An 18,696-nucleotide genomic window follows, 5' to 3' on the forward strand; every position below is an offset into this window, starting at 1 on the left:
CACTTTTTCGAACCCCTAGGAGAAACTCTTTTTTCTACTGAATAGACGATTTGTTTTCTGTTTCTTTTTCCAATACATTCTCAATATAATCTTTACCCCAGTCATACATAGCATCCAGAATAGGCATCAGACTTCTTCCATACTCAGTGAGTGAGTATTCAACTTTTGGTGGAACGACAGGATAGACTTCACGATGAACAATCAAATGGTCTTCAAGTTCGCGCAATTGATTAACAAGCATTCTTTGAGTGATACCCGGCATGAGGGCCTTTAGTTCACCAAAACGTTTGGTTCCTTCTTTTCCTAGATGCCACAATACCAACATTTTCCATTTTCCACCAATAATCGAAAGAGTCAATTCTTTTTCACAATTAAACACTTTTTCCCCAAGATTCGGCATTCATTTCACCTCCAACCCTTATTATGTCCAATAGTATACTTTTTGTTACTATATGATAAAAAAGTGCATACTTTTAATTTAGTAACATACCCAGTATACTGAGTATCATACCGTTAGTAAATAGCTATCAATTGGATACAATAACACTGTGCAAAAGAAAGCTATACGGCACAATATACTATTATATAAGGAGCGAGTAATAAATGAAATTACAATTAGCATTAGATCTTGTAGATATTCCAGGAGCCATTGAATTGGTGAAAGAAGTAGAAAATCATATAGATGTTGTAGAAATCGGCACGCCGGTTGTGATTAATGAAGGCCTTAAAGCAGTAAAGGAAGTGAAAGCTGCCTTCCCTAACTTAACTGTATTAGCTGACCTTAAAATCATGGATGCAGCTGGATATGAAGTTAGCCAAGCATCTGCAGCAGGCGCTGACATCATCACCATTCTTGGTACAGCTGAAGACGAGTCCATTAAAGGTGCTGTAGAAGAAGCAAAAAAACAAGGTAAACAAATCCTTGCTGATATGATCGCAGTTAAAGACATTGAAGGTCGTGCGAAAGAACTGGATGAACTAGGAGTAGATTATATCTGCGTTCACACAGGTTATGACCTTCAAGCTGTAGGAAAAAATTCTTTCGAAGACCTTGCAACCATTAAGAGCGTTGTAAAAAATGCGAAAACTGCTATTGCAGGCGGAATCAAATTAGAAACACTTCCAGATGTGATTAAAGTACAACCAGATCTTGTCATCGTAGGTGGCGGTATCACAAGCAAAGACGATAAAAAAGCAGTTGCAGCTAAAATGCAAGAATTAATTAAACAAGGTTAATTATAACTATGAAAACTACTCAATATTTAGCTGAAGTCGTTCAAGAATTAAGTCGGACAGTCGACTTAATCTCTGACGAAGAAGCAGAGAAGTTGGTTAATAAGATTCTGGAATCCAAAAAAATCTTTGTTGCAGGTGCGGGCAGATCTGGATTTATGGGCAAATCTTTCGTGATGAGAATGATGCACATGGGGATCGATGCTTATGTAGTCGGTGAAACTGTAACAGCAAATTTAGAAAAAGGTGATTTGTTGATCATCGGTTCAGGTTCAGGTGAAACGAAAACCTTGGTTTCAATCGCTGAAAAAGCAAAAAGTTTAGGTGGGACGGTCGCAGCTGTAACGATTTCCCCTGACTCCACGATTGGAAAATTAGCTGATATTATCATTAAATTGCCTGGATCACCGAAAGATCAATCTGAAAGTGAATATAAGACCATACAACCAATGGGGTCACTTTTTGAGCAAACGATGTTATTATTTTATGATGCATTGATCTTGCGTTTTATGGAAAAAAAAGGCTTAGACTCTACTAAAATGTACGGCAAACATGCCAATCTCGAATAGAGTACACTTTAAAAAATATGGAAACATCGTAAAGACCGCATTTATTTCTTTTATGAATTGCGGTCTTTACTGCATATTACAAATAACACAGTCCATACAGGAAAGAAAAAATAGCCTCTGATTCAGTCCCTTCTATGGCCGGATCAGAGATCATTATTGGGTGGGGCACAGCCAAGAATTTAGCCATCACTCACAGTATGAGCCCTATTTGGGTTATCACCAATATTTCACTGGTAGGCCCCATGTCTATATAAGTTTTTTTATGGGAAAATAAAATCCTATTGGCGATGAAAAACGCTTCATAAGTGTAGTAAACAAAACTCTTCGTTTTATAAAACAAAGGAATGAGGTTGAATAAATGGTTCGATTCGGCGTAATCGGTACTAATTGGATTACAGAAAGATTACTTGAAGCAGCAAATGATGTAGAAGATTTTAAACTAACTGCTGTTTATTCTCGCACGATTAGTAGAGCAGAAGAATTTGCAAGTAAATATGGAGTAACAAAAATATTTACAAACCTAAAAGAAATGGCAGTTAGTCAAGAAATTGACGCGGTGTACATTGCTACTCCCAATTCATATCACGCAGAACAAGCTATTTTATTTTTGCAAAATGGCAAACATGTGTTATGTGAAAAGCCACTGGCTGTTAATGCAACCGAAGTAGCGAGGATGATTCAAGCCGCAAAAGATCATAACGCCCTATTAATGGAAGCAATGAAATCAACATTACTTCCAAACTTCAAGGTCATTCAAGATAATTTACATAAAATTGGTCCTATCCGTAGATACTTTGCAAGCTATTGTCAGTATTCATCTCGTTATGATAAATACAAAGAAGGAATTGTCCTTAATGCCTTCAATCCAGAGTTTGCGAACGGTTCATTAATGGACCTTGGTGTCTATTGTTTGTATCCACTTATTACATTATTTGGTGAACCAAAAGAAGTGAAGGCAACTGGCATTATGCTTGATTCGGGTGTGGATGGTGAAGGTAGCGTCATCTTAAAATATGATGATAAAGATGCGATTGTGATGTATTCCAAAATAACGAACTCTTATTTACCAAGCGAAATTCAAGGCGAAAAAGGAAGTATCATGATTGATAAGATTCATACGGCTGAAAAAGTAGAAATTCACTACACTGACGGCACGGTTGAACAATTAACAGTCGACCAATCTCATCCAGCTATGTATTACGAAGTGAAAGAATTTATTGAATTAATCAACCGAGGAAAAACAGAGTCTGATACTAACTCATATAAAAATTCATACACCACGATACAAGTGTTGGATAAAGTGAGAGATGAAATAGGTCTTGTATATCAAAGTGATCATAAGTGAAAAAACACAAAAACCCCTACAGCGACTTGTATTATTCTCTTGAGAAATTACGAATCTGGCCTGTTTGTCGAAGAATAAAAGAAATCGTTTTAGAACTTACCTAAACTATTTTGCATCCATTCTTTTTTATAAGAGCATTATAGCATTTTCTACCCGGCTAACAAATTTTAAAGGACTTTTGCTTATTATGCAAAGGTTCAATGCTCATTTTTTAAGATGTGTTTCTTCTTTAATTTGTGATTTAGTTTAAGTATTCCTTAATAGGAGTAGCGACAATGACACTACCCCTATTAGGATCCTACCAACAACCGCACTTTTCTGACCCCACCCTACCCTACAGAGTAAAAAGGGTTGTAAATGTAAAAAAAATCCATGCTATGACCCTTTTTTACAAGTACCTCGGTCGTACCCCAATTCAAGGAGCTGGACTTTTGGTTAAATATCACAGGATGTTATAATGACGAGACAGAAAATAACCAAGTCTAAAAAGGTAAGGAGGGACATTAGTGGAACAACAAAGATATAAGGTTATCATTGCAGAAGACGATATGCATCAGCTGTCTTTGTTGAAAATGTATGCTATAGAGTTAGATTTAGTGATTATATCAACGGTTTCCTCCGGTGTGCGGCTGGTTGATGAAGTTAAATTGCATAGGCCTGATATTGTCCTATTAGATATCGGCCTTAAAAAGAAAGATGGAATATCCGCATTTAAGGAAATACTTGAGGCCGGCATACGTCCTCAAATAATTTTTGTTACTGGTTCGTTAAACCCTCAACATATACTTACCGGTTACGAATTTGAATCAGTGGATTACCTCACGAAGCCGATTAGGAAAGACCGATTTAAAAGAGCAATTATTAAAGCTAAGGAAGTAATTCATTCTCGAAAGCTCTTAAATGCGGTTGTTGAACTAGAGAACACGAATTGGATTATATTAAAGGCGAATTATCGCGATCATGAAATTGCGGAAAATCAGATTGTTTTTGTGGAGAAGGATAAGATGGCCCGGAACAGATGCATAGTTAACCTGAAGAGTGGAGAGCAGCTAGAAACAACCACTCAACTTAAAGAAATTAAGGAGATGTGCTCGAATCTTACTTACTCTCACAGGAGTTACTTGGTTAATCCACTTTACATCACATCAATCCAACCGGATGGGTTGCTTCAAAAGAGTTATATTATCTCTTTGGAACATACCAACAAAAAAGTTCCCCTGACTAAGAAGAATTATCTCGAAGCAAGTCATGTCTTTTCAAAAATCCGGACGCAGCATACCTAACGACGACGATGATTTACTTGTTGTCTAAACTTCATTTTTGCTTTGAAATTTCCTTTATTATTCATTTCATATGTAATGATGATGCTTCCATAGTCAATTGGTGTGAATGACGTAATTTGCTCTTCAATCATCATTAGAAAAGTAATTAAGTGGCTTCGCTTCATTCCACAACCGTGGGGTTGTTGGATTGGTGTTCCTAGCATTACTTCAATTTCGTGATAGTGGATGGCGAGTTCTCCATCCCTAACGAAAAATTCCATGGTTCCCTCCCGCTCCTTTGAAAGAAGGTTTGGAAAATAGTCCGAAATGATGCAGAGCTTTATTTGATCATATAAGTTCACATTATTTCTAGGAACGAAACCGTCGTTACCACCGTTTTCGTCATTTGCGTTTTTTGTTGTATCCATGGAACTAACACCTTTCGTTCAGTTAATCCTAAAGAACTAACCGTATTTATTTTATATGCGACAAATATACCAGTATATTGAACCCTCTGAAAGAGGATTTGATTGAAATGGTTGAATTTCTGTCTGAAATGACCAAGATTATCCAATGGATAAATATTCATGTTTTTGGTAAATTGTTTCTGGAGATGGCAGCTATCTTTGTTGATTTGTTGCAAAATAAGCGATTAATATAGAAACATTGAACCGCGATGTCGAAAGATATATGAAGACAAACGGGAGGGTAGTTACCTCCTTTCGTCTATAATTAGAGTAATTGAGAAAATCAAGTTCTAATTATGTGATTCAGACGCATGGCTAACTTTCTGTCCTCAAACAAAACTCTGATATTCGTTATACACCTTTTACCTTGAACTTTCTCTAGCCAGTAGATTACTTCATAGCGTCACATAGAACTGTCACGGATCTAAATGGGACGATATCATGGAAGTAAGGGCAGGCCTGCGAGCTTTTTGACACTATCATGCCTTCATCTAGCTTACGTTTACCATCCACCTGTCGCCAGACATCCTCCATTTACAAAATAAAGGAATTCGGTTTAGGGGATTCCTTATCAGATATACTAATCAGCGGTTTTCGTCCTTTATCTTTGTGGATGTGATAATAGCCAAGCTATCCCCCCTATAACACAAAAAACGCTTTTCCAAGTGGGAAAAGCGTTCTTCGCTTATTAAGTATTTGATTACGCTTATTATAGCTTAATACTTGGTATTTCGTAAATAATTTGCAATCTAATTTTCAGAAGTTAAAATTTCTTGAGTTGTCCAAAAAATGCTATCCCTCATTGCTGTATAAATCAAATATATAACTCTTAATCACAATAATCAGCTATTAAAGCACAAGCCATCCTCTTAAAGTTCTAAACTAGACTATGAAAAAAATCAACGAAGTACGGAATAACATTATATCCTATAAGAAGAACAATCAAGGTAGAAAGGAACTTAGTAAGTTTGCCCTTTTGGGTAGCATCAGTTATAGTGGCCATGCGGAATAAAACAACAATGAAACAACCTATGCTTGCAGTATAAAAAAACACGGGATGAAAGAAAGCTCCCAGTACATAATCCAATATAGACATTGATTGTATATCGGTCATAGAGACAAAGGTAGGTAATTGTCTTACTTCAAAGGCTTCCATACATAGTTTAACAAAAAGTATAATACACAACAGCTCAATTACTTTCTTTATATGTTTCATGCTGCTATCCTCCTAAATATGTACTGATCCTAATTTATCAATCTTTAATCGTTTTACACTCCATTCCCGGAATCCACCTAACAATCGTTTAGTGTATTTACGTACTCACCTCCTCTGGTCTGCACTTTTCAGTCGTCGCTAACTCAATTATTGGTGTAGAGAACCCAACTCATCATTATTAGCTTAAGATCAATGGATCTATACAACAATTTAATTCGTAACAACACTCACTTCTTTTATGTCGGCTCTTCACTCATATAATAGGATAGGCGAGAATATTGTAAGGGGGAGTTTGCCATAATTAAGTATAATACTTCTCAAGATATGTGTTAAGTTTACTAGGGGGATAATTCTAGAATATAGATTCTCAATCCTTGTGCCTTCTGCTATAATGTAAATTAATTAAATATTTATAAACGTGGAAGCACCACGGTAGGCCAACACAGCCTACTGTGGTGTTTTTTGGTTTAAGCACTAGTTTTTTACCGCTGTGAGCCGTTTTGTAGTGTGAGAGAATTTCATGAGAGGAGAAAATGAAGAATAACATGGCTATTCGAATCAAATTCGCAACCATATTTGGCTTAATGGCGACACTTGTTCTCCTAGTATCAAGATTTTTATTTCATAACTTAAGTGGTGACTTTATGGACGGTGCGTGGTTCATAAATGTTGCAGCTGAGATTACGTTGCTGATTTCATTCTTTATCGTGCTTACAATTATCAACTATCTTAGTGCCGGTCCTATTCTGAAGCCACTCTTAAATGTTATTGAGCATGTTGGGTCGTTCGCTAAAAATAAACTCGAATCAGAGATGAATAAAGATGAATTCGGTTTGTTGGAACTCAGTGTTGCGGGAATTGCAGAAACAATTCAAAAGCAGGATAATGAAATTCACAAAATCAACTTAGAACTCAGCCAGCGTAATGCGGACCTGGAATTGCTCATTACAGCAACGATCGCTTCATTGTCAAAGGCTGTAAACGCTCGAGACCCTTACACGGCATCTCACTCCGAAAATGTAAAACGATATGCAAGTGCTGTGGCCAAAAAGTTACAGTTGGACGCAGATCAAATATACAATATCGAAATAGGTGCATTGCTTCACGATATAGGAAAAATCGGTGTGCCGGAGAATGTGCTGATGAAAGCTGGAAAACTCACTGATGCTGAGTTCGATGCTATTAAGAAACATCCGGAGTACGGATTCCATATTGTCAGCGAAATTGCTGAACTAAAATGTCGTGGAGTAGACGAAATTGTGTTATATCACCATGAACGGGTTGACGGTAAGGGGTATCCTCGGGGATTAAAGGGAGATGCCATCCCCTTAAATGCAAAGATTATTTCCGTATGTGATGCTTTCGATGCCATGACAACAAGCCGATCATATAGGCCTGCACTTGATACTGAAACTGCAATTGTTCAACTCAAGAAGCATGCAGGAAAGCAATTTGACGACATGATTGTGTTAACCTTGATTGAGTGTCTTCAGGAAAACCCTGGATTGCTAAATAAAAATCAAACGAATGAAGAAAAAAGACTCGTGAGCCTCTAGGCCCAGCGAGTCTTTTACTTACTAATCCGTAACGGTACGGTTATGTTTATTCATATTGATCTTGGAAAGTTCACTGATCAAACGGTCCCTATCCCACAGCTGCACATTATTAACTCGAGCTAATTCCTTTGCTGGTTCAGTGTAGTATGAGTTGGTTACGACCCACGCATCAGTCGCCTGATAAAAGGCCTTGGAAGCAACTACTTCTTGTACAGCAGAGTTAGAGATTTTGTTTCGTACTCTCTTTGCTTGAACAACAACTCTTACTCCATCGATATTCAGGATGACATCAGCGCCTTGATCGCGGGACTTCTTCGTCTTTTTAGCAGAATAGCCAAGCAAACGAAAAAACAATACTAGGAATTCTTCAAACTGATCACCTGTCATCTGGTCAATGGCACGGATATCGGAACGTTTAATTCGTTGCATCTTCCGGTGATATGGAATTGCTTTGAATAACACAATTATGATAATAGTGAAGGCGACAACTAATAATCCCCAAGACTTAATCCAACTAAAGACGGTTTGGATCCAAAAAGCAGCAACTTCAAAATTTATGTTGATATGTTGTACTAAAGGCTGATTGTTAGAATTATCAGTATTCCGATTCATAACTGTAATGATTATCATGAGTGTAAATAATAGAATAACAATCTTAAACAGGTTGCTGAAGACTCGTTTGGCTTTGCGACGTATACGCCACATGGCTATCCCCCGATCAATTAACGTTTAACTTAGGTCTTTTATGCGAGTATAGTTTCGATAAATCCTTTTCCGTCATACCTAGATCTGATAGTGCTTGGTTAGCAGCAAAGACGTGGACCTTGCTATTGATAGTGGAATGGTAATAATTTGAGCTTACTTTGGAGCGCAGTCGCAGCGGTATGCTGTCGCTTAGAGCTGCTTTGCACATCAGATGCATCTCAGCGAGGAGCACCGCAGCTTCTGTTTGCGTTTCATTCAGCCAAAGAATATGCTCCCGGTCGATATCCATGTCGCATGTCTTGATTAAGTCATTGACGATTGGGTATTGTGAAAAATCAACACCACACATATGCAGTCACCTTCCCGAAATACGAATAGTTGTTAATACATACCCCCATTATGCTATGACCAGGGAATGTCTGCAAAAAACGGGAGCTGTTATTTTGAGAGATTATCGGCTTGCAGAGGCTGCTGATGTAGTGCTATTTGTAATGTGGTTTGTTACTCGTTCGATCTCCTCATCAGAGACATAAGCTGATACGAGACGTCTCTTAGCTCCATCCTTCGGAAGGTAGTACATATCCCCCTTACCGAGCAATGCTTCTGCACCAGGTGCGTCAAGGATAACCTGAGAGTCATGATGGTTTGCTACAGCAAATGAGATCCGTACCGGGAGATTTGCTTTAATAACCGGTGACAAAACAGTTTTAGATGGCCGTTGAGTTGCAATTACCATGTGAATGCCGGCAGCTCGTGCGAGTTGAGCAAGACGTTGGATACAATCCTCAACTTCAGGACCTGTCGTCATCATTAGATCTGCTAACTCATCAATTACTAGTACGATGTATGGCATACCAGGCGCATTAGGATCGTTCCGGGTTTTATCGTTGTACGAATGAATATTCCTGACACCGTAGTTCCTTAGAATTTCGTAGCGTTTCTCCATCTCAATGACAAGCTTCTTCAGTGCAATTCCTGCCCGTCTGACATCAGTTACGATAGGACCAAACAAATGAGGTATCGTCTCATAGACTGAAAGTTCCACCATTTTAGGATCAATGAACAGAAATTTGAGTTTATCTGGTGTCTGGCCATAGAGAAGGCTGACAATTAATTCGTTTAAGAACACGGATTTCCCTGAACCGGTAGCACCAGCTACAAGCAAATGTGGCATTTCCGCTAGGTCCGCATAAACAGGTTCTCCAGACATATCCATTCCCAGGGGAAAAGAAAGTGCCTTTTTCGATGCTAAAAATTCTTTGTTTTCAAGCAATGATCGAAGATTTACGGTATATGGTGTCTTACTCGGTATCTCGATGCCCACCACATTCTTACCGGGAATCGGAGCATCAATAATAATTGTTTCCGCTCGTAGCGCAAGTTGAAAATTCGCTTTATAACGCTTGAAGTTTGCTACGTTGAGACCTGGCTCAGGAGCAAGTTCATAACGTGTTGCCCGTGGTCCATATGTTGCCCTTAATACCTTGGAAGGAAGTTTAAGTGTAGCAGCCTCCTTCTCAATTTCGGTAAACTCCCTTTTCTGTTCTTGTTCAGAGGGTGGAGCAACGGTTGGTACTTTGAGTAAATACGTTGGCAGCTTCAGCACATCCAAACTTGGATATGTCCAGCACAATTTACCTTCTTTATCAAAAACAAGAACTGCATCAAATGTTGAATCAGGCTTATTCGGGTCTTTTGATTTTTGAATAAAGCCACGGATTAACCCGCTTGAACCTTTTTCGAGAAGACGTTTAATTATCTCTCTCTGGATCACCACTCCTTTGATCGTTTTACTGATTTTGAAATCACAGCGAGTATCCTCCCAGGCGCTACAGCCATATAGGACACCCTTATCAATGACCGGCCTTCCACATTTTTTACATGGTCCCAAGTCTTGCTCTGCTGCTATCTGACGTATTGGACGGTGATTTTCTTCCGGAACGTTCGGGCCAGCATACTCACTCCCCGGACCTTCAACTGGGCTGAGTTTCTTTTCCGATTCAGCATACGATTGACTAGAACGATGTGCCGTTGTAGTTTCTGTTGGTGCTTTTTTATCAGTAGTTAGGGTGGGTTTACTTAATGCCTTCTGGCCGGAATTAGCTCGGAATTGATCCATTGTCATTAAGACTTGTCTTGGCGTATTTCCGGCATAGGCTGAGATGATCCCTTCTCTTTCCATTTGATCGATTATACGGGCACAAAGTGTGTAATTCTGCCCCAATTTTTGCTGTAACATTGATACAGATGCTTGGCTTGACTCGATAACGAACTTAACGGCCGCATCAAACAGATCGTGATTAATCTTGTTATCGACTCCTACTTGGGCAGGATATTGATTTACCGGAGGGGAGACAGGTGTAGTGTTTGAGTTGTTCGATGGATTCGACAAGGCCGATTCTCCGTTAGTTTCTAAACGTCCGTTACCTGAAGAGTGTTCTGATTGTAGCGAACCTCCTTCTATACTCTTTTCAATTGTAGATATGGCAGGAGGTAATATTGGCACAACAGTTTTCAAATCCATCATTCTTACTGATTCACCAGCGTCCGTAACGAGTTTGGTTGCCAGCTTACGAGCTTGATCGATGAAACTTGTGTGAGTATAACGTCCGTCACCAATTTCACTCAATTTTTGCTCCCATTTTGCTGTTAAGACAGCAGACGAAAGAGCTGATAACCCGATCGCTTTAATCAGCGTACGTCCTTTTGTTGTAGGATACACGAGGTTCTTTCTAATTTCGATGTAACCCTGATCCTTCAGGCGTTTGATGATTCCCGCGCGCGTGGCTTCTGTTCCTAGTCCATGTGTTTTTCTCATAATACTTTCGAGCTCTTTATCTCCCAAAGTACTACCGGCGGATTTCATTAAAGGGATGAGATCACCTTGAGTAAGACGCTTAGGAGCTGATGTCCAGCCTTCTTTTGCTTCACAACTCGATGTAATGCCTTCTTCCCCTTTCCTTACATCTGGTATCATTGGGTCTGCTTCTTTCTTTTCGTCCGGATCTTCTATCTGCATTACCTTGTGCCAGCCCTCTCGGATCAAACGCTTTCCCTTGGTTGAGAAAGAAAATTGATCTCCGATGTATGTCAAAATAGTCGTGTGTTGAAAGATCGCCGTTTCATAATGCGCTGCAATAACAGATTTGACCACAAGATCATAAATAAGTCTTTCATTCTCGCTAAGGGAATTTAGCTCTGGTATCGTTTCAGTCGGGATAATAGCGTAGTGATCTGAAACCTTCGACGGGTCAACGTACCTTTTATTTCCAATGACCGATTGTATAGGTGTTGGAAACAAATGTGCATATGGACCAAGCTTGCTTATTTCATCTAAGAAGGTTGGGAATTGCTTAGCTTCTTCTTCTGTGATGTATTCGCTGTCGGTACGTGGATAGCTTTGATACCCTTCATCGTAAAGGCTCTGACAAGCAGCCAGCACCTCTTGTGGGCTTAATTTATAGAGTTTATTGGCAAGCGTTTGAAGTGCTGAAAGGCTGTAAAAATGAGGAGCCTTGATTTCCTTGTCTTCAACTACTATTTCTTCAATGCTTGCTGCTTTACCTGAGCACCAACTAGCCAATTTTTCTGCTTTAGTCCTATCTGTAAGACGATTATGATCACCGGCGAACCACCGACCAGTGTACTTCCGGCCGCCAAAATTAAACTCAGCAACAACTTCCCAAAACGGGGTAGAAACAAAGGTTTCTATTGCTTCTTCTCGTTCAACTATCAAAGCTAGTACCGGAGTTTGTACACGCCCAGTGGAGAACCCCTCCCCCTTTATTCCCTTCTCTCGAAGAAGGATCGAGTAGGCACGCGAGGTGTTCATACCAACAAGCCAGTCGGCACATGAGCGTGCGAATGCTTCGTAAAAGAGGTTTTTCTTTTCAGACTCTGGTAGCAGTTTCTGAAACGCAGCTGTGACAGCATCTTTTGTGAGAGAGGAAGTCCATAGCCGTTTAACAGGTTTTGTGCTTCCGCTAAGCTGATAAATCAGTGTAAAGATTGCCTCACCTTCACGTCCGGGGTCGCAAGCATTGATAATCTCAGTGAAACTCTTATTCTGAATTAGTTTTTTCAGGTGAGTAAATAGTCGTTCCTTTCCCTTAGCAGGCTTCAGTTTGAATTGTTCAGGAAGTATGGGGAGATGTTCCAACTTCCACTCTTTAAATTTTGGATCATAATCCTCCGGTTCCTTTAAAGAAACTAAATGTCCTGCTGCCCATGCAAAATAAGCTCCTTTAGGAAAAGTAGGACAGGGCAGAACTTCGATATAGCCGAACCCTTCAGCTTTTGTGGGGAATGGCGCGGCTAGGCGTTTAGCCTGGTCTTTTTTCTCTGCTATAATAAGTTTCATTTTGCCCTCCTATGTTAAAACAAAAAAAGCACACCACTCCCAATTGGGAGAAGCGTGCTTCGCTCTTAAGAGTATTTGATTACATCTATTATACCTGAAAACGGATAAATGGTCACCTTATGATAGTTAACAGATGATTAACCCTTCGGTTTGGTATACTCTGAATATAAATATTTAATCAACATGTACTCTTCTTCATTTATTATTGAAAGTTCATAGTAAAACTCTACTTCATCCATATTGATACTCGAAGGCACAGCTTCCCATTTATCTTTCTTTAGGGCAAACATGTAGTCATAGAGCAGCATGTATTGTATTTCTTTATGACGAAGTTCCTCTATTTTTATATCATATTCGCTATCGGTTAAGAGAATTCGCTGTTTACTACCAGGTAGATAATAAGTCTTCCCAGCTTCAAAATAAAAGATTTCATATGCTAATATCATGGGATGTGTTGGTGTTGTCATATTCATAGTCCTTCCGATTAGATTTATAGTGAGGATCCGTTAATTATGGCCAATTTCTATAACATGTTAACTGGCCAAAGTTTTTGTTTAGCTGGTTCAAGATGTCTAGCTGCAGCGTCACATATCACATTTCTTTACTACCTACCATATTGTACACTAAGTTAAGTGCCTAAACAGAAATAAAGCCGCGCAATTTGCGCGGCTTTAGAAGGTTCCTTAAACGATTAACTGCTTTTTGCCTTTTGATTAGCAAGGTGCTGCTCGTACTGGGTGTTGTCTAGTAGTGCCATACAGATGTCCATTAACTCTTCAGGATTATGTTTTAACTTCTTAGCATACAAAAATGTACTTTCCGTAACTTTACGGATCGCTGGGGTAACATCTGCACCATTCAATATGAGGTCTGAAGAGGCCGCAATGTACCTCTGCATCGCTTTGGGAACAGTAAGCGCTTCAGGTTTTACTAGACAAAGTACCATGTCGTGGATGTAGTTTTCATTCATATTGACTAGCATATAGAATAGATTCGGTTTGTTTCTAAACATACGCTCCACCCATGCTTTAATTTCCGGTACATGATACATATGGCGTGGCTCCTGCTCGTATCCCTTGAAAAGGAATATAAGAGAGTTCCTGCCCTTTTGTTTCTTCTTTTCTAATGTTTCTACAATTTTAAGATACTTTTGTACGTGCCCCTTAAGGATGTGTTCTTGGGAAACTGAAATACGGGTCACTTTCAGTTCTCTCTCAGATTTCTCTTCACTACTTAGCTTGAAGGGCACATCGTTTTTCCGGAAGAGTTCTAGGGTATAATTTAGTGCTTGCATGTTATACCTCCTTGCAATGTGACGTACTATTCAAGAGGAAACGCATTTGTCTTTTTATGATGTTCAGGAAATAACTTCAGTATGAAATGAGTATACTTCTGCAGCTGCCTGATAAAGTACATTGCAGACTCAGCTTCCTTTTCAATCGAGGTTACTCCTAGTTCTGTTATACGGTATACATAGGAATTACGGCGAGATGTAGTCCATTCTCCACAAATATAGCCTTGTTCAGTTTCCATTTCGCGTGCCAACTCGTAGAAGTACCCTTCAGCAGGCTGCCATTGGTATCTTTCTTTGAAGAGGCGGTATATGTTCTTTCCAGTTTCCTCTCTATGGTCTTTCTCTGATAAGGTTTTTAGTACCAAGAAACGAATCAGATGACGAACATTGATCAGTCGACTAAACATCTTTCTTTGTTCAGGGGAGAGCTGGTTAGGCTCTGAATTACCTATTCCAGTAATATGATATGCAAAGTGATCTGCCGTCTTTTTAAGATTCATAATTGAATTCATGCAAGAGTCACGAAGACTGTCAACTTTCTCTATACCGCTCTTAGTGACAGCGAAGTATTTTTTGTTGTTTTTCTTCTCGGAGCGAACTGTTTCAATCCAGCCAAAGGATTCCATTTGACTCACGACGCTATAAAAATATGAACGAGCTCGTCCGCGTTCAATGGTGGCCAACTCCTCACGGACAATCTCGAAAATATCTGCAGGCGAAGCGGAAGTGTTGCCCAGCTCTCGAAATACGAGCAAAAACATGACTTCCCGTTCGCTGAGACCGAAACGATCGGGTCCGAGCTGAATTTCATCCTTGGCAGGCATGATATCCCTCACTTTCTCATTCAGTTGTTGCTCTTGTGTAATCTGCTGGGACCATCATCTGGGCCTCTGAGCGAAGATGCATTGAAGTCTTACGTTGATGTAGATATCCTTTAACGGAACGTTGAACTACGATGAATGCGGCGAGATAGGAAATAATCCATACCCAACCGACAGCGATGTAATTCGGCAAATATAAAACGATAAGAATACCAAATGCGATGAATCCACCCTTTACTGCTGCGTTGATAAATAGACGTGTGTCATAATCGTCAACAATTACACCCTGGTTAATCATCTCTTGCATTCGGGCATTATACGTTTTCCACAAAACGTTGGACACAATAATTTGAAACAGGCCTACAGTAGCAATGATCCGGAAGAAATTGCTGATTATTCCGGTTTCCAAATGGTTTGCTGTAAAGAACAAAGTAATAATTACTAGGGTGATCCCCAGCCTGATTATTAACTGCAATGTCTTCATCCTCTCAATTCCCGGTTAAAACCTAAAGTTAGTGGTCTTTGCAATCGGCATTCATAACCGGAAGGTAATCAAAGGCATACTAATTGGACGAAGATAATTTCTTACGACAGAATGACGAAGAGCTTTTTACAATACTTAATAAGTACCTCATCAAACTGTCGAATATGGTAATCAAATTAGGATGCTTTCGTTATCCCGGAAGCGCCTTTTCTATTTTTAAGATTGTTTACTTAATGTTCTTCTGTTTCTTCCTTTGATACCATTTTCATTTTATCTGTATCTATATTTACAATTTGAGGTTTTGATGGTTTACGACCAAAAACAAGTAAAATCAAGATAGAAAACAATATAACAATGGAAATTACTAATATTATTCTACTTAGGATAACGTCAAATTCGTCCATTATCTTCCTTCTTTCTTGAGTCTTGTATAGATATCAAACGTAATGATCGGAATCTGCATAGATGCCTGGTAACTATCAAAGTCCAGCGGCTGAAAAAGATCCTTTATTTCGTGTGTGGGCTCTGTGAGCTAGTGTATACAACGTAGCATGCAGTTGCATATTTAGAACTTATTATACGCATTGAATTTCGTTATAAGTTTTTTCAAAATTTGCCGATTTCATTTTACCACTGAACTTGGCATTAGGCGAGGTGTTCTTAAGACACGCTACTACATCGACCCCTATTTAATACGATACTATCTTTTTTTCAAGAAGTCCGCTATGGCTTCCTCTGGATTACATTCTCTGATCATCTATTGTTGCAGAGTACGGGGACGATTGAACTGCTTGTATGCTTGATCTTCACTATATAAATCCATTTTATAACCCGTGAGTTTAGCAGCAAGCCTCGCGTTCTGTCCTTTAATTCCAATAGCCAGTGTAAGCTGATGGTCCGGAACGATGACACGAGCGATTGGCTCGTCCTCTTCTTCATCCTCAAATACTTTTACTTCAAGTGCGCTGGCTGGGGCGAGTGAATTAGCGATATACTCCTCAGGTGCCTCCGACCATTTGATGATGTCTACCTTCTCTCCACCCAGTTCGGCCATAATAGATTGAATGACCTGTCCTTTTATACCTACGCATGCTGCTACAGCATCCACTTCAGAACTGTCGGAAGTTACAGCGACTTTGGAACGTTGACCAGCCTCTCGTGCTATAGACTTAATAAGTACCTTACCCTCTTGAACTTCCGGAATCATTTTTTCAAACAGCTTCTTGAGATAACCAGGATGTGTACGGGTCAGATAGATTAACGTGCCTTTGGTCGAGGTTTCAACACTAGAAATATATGCTGTTACGCTATCTCCTAATTTATATCGTTCTTTAGGAAGCAACTCATTGAGTGGTAGTACAGCTTCGGTTCCTTCGAGGAGAATATATAGGTTCATGGAATCAAGGCCCTGCACCTTACCGGTAACGACCTCCTCTTCCTTACCGACATAGGCATCATAAACGATGCCACGCTCAGCTTCCTTTATGCGTTGCATAACGATAGCTTTAGCAGTTTGGGCTGCTAGTCGGCCAAATTCACGAGGCGTGACTTCTATTTCGATAAACTCATCGAGTTCAACTTCAGGGTGTGTCTTTCTTGCTTCATCAAAAAGGATTTCTAATCGTTCGTCAATGATATCCTCGACGACCATTTTGCGAGCAAGAACCTTCATCGCTCCGTTTTTTCGATCAATATCAACGCGGACGTTCATGGCGGTATTGAATTTCTTTTTATAACTAGATACTAAGGCTGCTTCGATAGCCTCAAGGAGCACCTCCTTAGGTATACCTTTATCCTTTTCGATTTCCGTAAGTGCCTTTACAAAATCTCTGTTCATATCAATTCTCCTTTTCATATCTGCAGATCTGCTAGAACTGCTCTCTATTACTATTTTTCGGTACTCATAGCTATTGTTTTGCATCAATTTGTGTCTCTGTTATCGTCTCAGGTTCTTTTAAGTAAAGGTGGAAAATCAATCTTGGATCGCGGTGCTCATCATATTGATCCGGAAGACGCCCAATATAAGATGTGTCAATAACTTCAAGCTTATAGACTTCATCCGCGTTGACTTCATCCCACAGAAGCCGCTTCTCAGGGTCACGTACTGCAACCTTTAACCGGTGATGACCAACACCGTAGGGCTCATAAGGCCATAACCAAACTCGCAACTTTCTTCCTACGTCCATGAACGATTCTATGTAATCCTCTGAAGTAACTTCTCCTGTACGCTTAGTGGTGGACGATGGCTTTACTCATCATCATTCTCGAAAGGTAAAGAGCCTCAAGAAAGAAACGAGTCAGCGAGAACTGTTGCAAGTACAGACGACTTTATAAACTTTAAATTGCTATTTCCCTTTTATTCGAGCCCAAAGATCCCCTTATTATTATTTTCGGCAATACCATGATTTTGACTGAGTACTTTCCATCAAATGACTTATAACGGAATAATAATTATTCAGTCTTATTACGATAATTGAGCATGTGTTTATAGATAGCAACTAATGATCTTCTGCTGAAGAGGAAGTAAACTTGTTCATTGCCTAATGTCTGATCAGTAGATGTTTGGCTTATGGACATACCGAGAGTGTACTAACGTGTAACTATCAATAGCAATCATTCTTCAAACTAGCATGAAACAAAACCGCCCCCCTTTTTGTATAGTTATGGACTGTAAACGCGGTAGGGAGGAGGGGAAACACCTCATAAAGACACATCCTGACAGCATTATCCCGTAAGCTCCTACCCTGGCCGGACTCAGTTGCCAGACACCTGTACACATTTACTTTCCATATATATCATTCTAACTCACAACTCGATCAAAGGACAATGACAACTATATCGCCTACATCTCAGGCTACTTACCTTTTCCTGCCCCTTTATACCCGATTTTCTACTCCTGGTCCTACTAAGTACGGATCTAGACTGCAGAATTTAAATCTGCAACTAAATACGAATCTAGTGTGCCTTTGTCTTGGTGGGGGTGGGGGCGCGCCGCGCGCCTGGGATCATATCTGAATCCAAAAAAAGCAGCAGATTTCTATAAACAGATCTAAAACCATGGTTGAAAGGCTGGAAATACAACAGGCAGGCCAAGTCGTCAAGCAAAAGTTTAGAGGGTATGAAGTAGAAGATGCGAGAAGGGGTAAAAGAGGTGTAGTCCTGTGAGCGAGTTGTAAGTTATAGGCTTATATATGGAATCAATAGATAAATCCATATGGAATAATTGTCGGCTAAAGAGGGGTTAGATTGGTCGGATATAAATGAGAATTAAAGAATTAGACCGCAAAAAACAGTCTATCCTGAGAGAGGACCAGGATAAATTTTCTGATTGGTTTAATGTCTTCAAAAAATAAAGTATTTTCTTAGTGCTTTGGTTAAGATAAG

Annotated in this window: 18 protein-coding genes; 5 read left to right on the forward strand and 13 right to left on the reverse strand. The window is 39.6% G+C overall.

The window, feature by feature from the left end:
• Positions 1–34 precede the first annotated feature (34 nt).
• Positions 35–400 carry a winged helix-turn-helix transcriptional regulator gene (locus tag ACFQ3J_RS24880; RefSeq protein WP_031538335.1) on the reverse strand — a complete coding sequence of 122 codons (366 nt, stop codon included), beginning with the start codon at positions 398–400 and terminating at the stop codon, positions 35–37.
• Positions 401–603: 203 nt separating this feature from the next.
• Between ACFQ3J_RS24880 and hxlA the strand changes: the two genes are divergently transcribed.
• The 4 genes from hxlA (at position 604) to ACFQ3J_RS24900 (ending at position 4,430) form a co-directional block, all read left to right on the forward strand.
• Positions 604–1,236, forward strand: coding sequence for a 3-hexulose-6-phosphate synthase (hxlA, locus tag ACFQ3J_RS24885; RefSeq protein ID WP_031538336.1), 633 nt, complete (start codon positions 604–606; stop codon positions 1,234–1,236).
• An 8-nt stretch (positions 1,237–1,244) separates the two neighbouring features.
• Positions 1,245–1,802, forward strand: a complete 558-nt coding sequence (gene hxlB, locus ACFQ3J_RS24890) for a 6-phospho-3-hexuloisomerase (protein ID WP_031538337.1) — start codon at positions 1,245–1,247, stop codon at positions 1,800–1,802.
• A gap of 358 nt (positions 1,803–2,160) precedes the next feature.
• Entirely contained in the window at positions 2,161–3,147 is a 987-nt protein-coding gene (locus ACFQ3J_RS24895; RefSeq protein ID WP_072526549.1) for a Gfo/Idh/MocA family protein, read from the forward strand.
• Between the two features lie 506 nt (positions 3,148–3,653).
• Entirely contained in the window at positions 3,654–4,430 is a 777-nt protein-coding gene (locus tag ACFQ3J_RS24900) for a LytR/AlgR family response regulator transcription factor (RefSeq protein ID WP_079180142.1), read from the forward strand.
• On the opposite strand, the gene ACFQ3J_RS24905 is transcribed toward ACFQ3J_RS24900, so the two are convergent.
• Entirely contained in the window at positions 4,427–4,837 is a 411-nt protein-coding gene (locus tag ACFQ3J_RS24905) for a hypothetical protein (protein ID WP_090727736.1), read from the reverse strand. The genes ACFQ3J_RS24900 and ACFQ3J_RS24905 overlap by 4 nt on opposite strands.
• Before the next feature lie 916 nt (positions 4,838–5,753).
• Positions 5,754–6,092: a hypothetical protein gene (locus ACFQ3J_RS24910; RefSeq protein ID WP_090727739.1), complete on the reverse strand. Its 339-nt coding sequence runs from the start codon at positions 6,090–6,092 to the stop codon at positions 5,754–5,756.
• Positions 6,093–6,637: 545 nt separating this feature from the next.
• On the opposite strand from ACFQ3J_RS24910, the gene ACFQ3J_RS24915 reads away from it, so the two are divergent.
• Positions 6,638–7,648 (forward strand): HD-GYP domain-containing protein, encoded by a 1,011-nt coding sequence (locus tag ACFQ3J_RS24915; protein WP_170862574.1) that lies wholly within the window; start codon positions 6,638–6,640, stop codon positions 7,646–7,648.
• 21 nt (positions 7,649–7,669) lie between these two features.
• On the opposite strand, the gene ACFQ3J_RS24920 is transcribed toward ACFQ3J_RS24915, so the two are convergent.
• From ACFQ3J_RS24920 to ACFQ3J_RS24965, 10 genes are all read right to left on the reverse strand, one after another.
• Positions 7,670–8,353, reverse strand: coding sequence for a restriction endonuclease (locus ACFQ3J_RS24920; protein ID WP_244533619.1), 684 nt, complete (start codon positions 8,351–8,353; stop codon positions 7,670–7,672).
• Positions 8,354–8,366: 13 nt separating this feature from the next.
• Positions 8,367–8,702 carry a hypothetical protein gene (locus tag ACFQ3J_RS24925; protein ID WP_090727743.1) on the reverse strand — a complete coding sequence of 112 codons (336 nt, stop codon included), beginning with the start codon at positions 8,700–8,702 and terminating at the stop codon, positions 8,367–8,369.
• Between the two features lie 102 nt (positions 8,703–8,804).
• Complete coding sequence (locus ACFQ3J_RS24930) at positions 8,805–12,713, reverse strand: DNA topoisomerase 3 (protein WP_090727744.1); 3,909 nt, start codon at positions 12,711–12,713, stop codon at positions 8,805–8,807.
• Between the two features lie 137 nt (positions 12,714–12,850).
• Positions 12,851–13,180, reverse strand: a complete 330-nt coding sequence (locus tag ACFQ3J_RS24935; protein WP_090727746.1) for a hypothetical protein — start codon at positions 13,178–13,180, stop codon at positions 12,851–12,853.
• 224 nt (positions 13,181–13,404) lie between these two features.
• A complete protein-coding gene (locus ACFQ3J_RS24940; RefSeq protein ID WP_090727748.1) occupies positions 13,405–14,007 on the reverse strand; it encodes a hypothetical protein in 603 nt (200 codons plus the stop codon).
• Positions 14,008–14,033: 26 nt separating this feature from the next.
• Positions 14,034–14,831 (reverse strand): helix-turn-helix transcriptional regulator, encoded by a 798-nt coding sequence (locus tag ACFQ3J_RS24945; protein ID WP_090727749.1) that lies wholly within the window; start codon positions 14,829–14,831, stop codon positions 14,034–14,036.
• Between the two features lie 16 nt (positions 14,832–14,847).
• Positions 14,848–15,303: a hypothetical protein gene (locus tag ACFQ3J_RS24950; RefSeq protein ID WP_090727751.1), complete on the reverse strand. Its 456-nt coding sequence runs from the start codon at positions 15,301–15,303 to the stop codon at positions 14,848–14,850.
• Positions 15,304–15,542: 239 nt separating this feature from the next.
• The gene (locus tag ACFQ3J_RS24955; RefSeq protein WP_170862575.1) at positions 15,543–15,716 is read right to left on the reverse strand and encodes a hypothetical protein; all 174 of its coding nucleotides are present in this window, start codon (positions 15,714–15,716) and stop codon (positions 15,543–15,545) included.
• A gap of 353 nt (positions 15,717–16,069) precedes the next feature.
• On the reverse strand, positions 16,070–17,149 hold the full coding sequence (gene nusA / locus ACFQ3J_RS24960) for a transcription termination factor NusA (RefSeq protein ID WP_090727753.1): 1,080 nt from the start codon (positions 17,147–17,149) through the stop codon (positions 16,070–16,072).
• A 70-nt stretch (positions 17,150–17,219) separates the two neighbouring features.
• The gene (locus tag ACFQ3J_RS24965) at positions 17,220–17,480 is read right to left on the reverse strand and encodes a hypothetical protein (RefSeq protein ID WP_139237041.1); all 261 of its coding nucleotides are present in this window, start codon (positions 17,478–17,480) and stop codon (positions 17,220–17,222) included.
• Positions 17,481–18,696: the final 1,216 nt, after the last annotated feature.

Origin of the sequence: Paenibacillus provencensis, assembly GCF_042678545.1 — a bacterium.
Classification (GTDB): Bacteria; Bacillota; Bacilli; order Paenibacillales; family Paenibacillaceae; genus Paenibacillus; species Paenibacillus provencensis.